Here is a 1,202-nt window from a genome sequence, read left to right on the forward strand (position 1 = left end):
TTCGCGCAAAGCAGCGTGACGCTGTACGGCATCGTCGATAACGGCATCGGTTATCAGTCGAGCTCGACGACGCTCGGTTCGACCACGGGCGGTCACTCGTCCGTCAAGATGGTCACGGGCGTGTGGGCGGGCAGCCGCTTCGGCCTGAAGGGCGCAGAAGACCTCGGTGGCGGCACGAAGGCGATCTTCACACTGGAAGAAGGCTTCAGCGCGAACAATGGCGCGATGTCGACGAGCAACCTGATGTTCAGCCGCCAGGCGTTCGTCGGCGTCACGAACGACAACTACGGTTCGCTGACGGCTGGCCGCCAGTACGCGTCGTACTACCAGCTGCTGTCGCCGTACAGCCCGACCACCTGGCTCACCGGCTTCTATGGCGCGCACGCGGGCGACGTCGACGGTCTCGATACGATTTATCGTGCGAACAACACACTGCTGTACATGTCGCCGAAAATCTACGGCTTCAAGTTCAGCGGTTCGTATTCGTTCGGCGGCGTGGCGGGCAGCGCGTATCAGGGCTCGACGTGGAGCACGGCGGTCCAGTATGCACAAGGCCCGATCGGCATCGCAGTCGGCTTCTCGAAGATCAACAACTCCAACGTGAATGGCGGCACGTTCGGCGCCGATACGACGACGTCGAATGCAGGTGCGCAGGCGGGCGTTTCGGCCGTGACCAACGGCTACCAGTCGGCGCGCGCGCAGCAACGCTTCGCGGTCGGCGCGGGCTATACGTTCAACAGCCAGTTCGACATTACGGCGACGTATTCGAACGTGCAGTACATTCCGGGCATCGGGTCGGGCTTCCACGACCTGTCGATCTGGAACTCGGGCGGCGTCGTGCTGCACTGGAAGCCGACGGCGGCATGGGACTTCGCGACGGGCTATGCCTACACGCGCGCGACGAAGGCCAACGGCATCACGAGCAACGCCTCGTATTCGCAGGTCAACCTGTCCGAGTATTACTCGCTGTCCAAGCGTACGGGTCTGTATGCGTTGCAGGCGTATCAGCGCGCGAACGGCCAGACGCTGGGCACGGGCGGCCGCAGCATCATCAACGCGACGGCGACGATCGGCGACGGCTTCAATTCGACGCCTTCGTCATCGCGCAGCATGGTGGGCGTGGGCGTCGGCATGGTGCACCGGTTCTGACGCTGGTTGACATTGCAGAAGCAGGACAGGGCGCCGCGATTGCGGCGCTTTTT

The 1,202-nt window shown here is 63.2% G+C and carries 1 protein-coding gene; it reads left to right on the forward strand.

Annotation, left to right across the window (positions count from 1 at the left end; genetic code table 11):
• On the forward strand, positions 1–1,149 hold a 1,149-nt coding region (locus KFO72_RS41840; RefSeq protein ID WP_107204399.1), incomplete at its 5' end, for a porin.
• Positions 1,150–1,202: the final 53 nt, after the last annotated feature.

The sequence above is a fragment of the Paraburkholderia sp. XV genome, from assembly GCF_020177535.1.
In the GTDB taxonomy this organism is placed as follows: Bacteria; Pseudomonadota; Gammaproteobacteria; order Burkholderiales; family Burkholderiaceae; genus Paraburkholderia; species Paraburkholderia caribensis.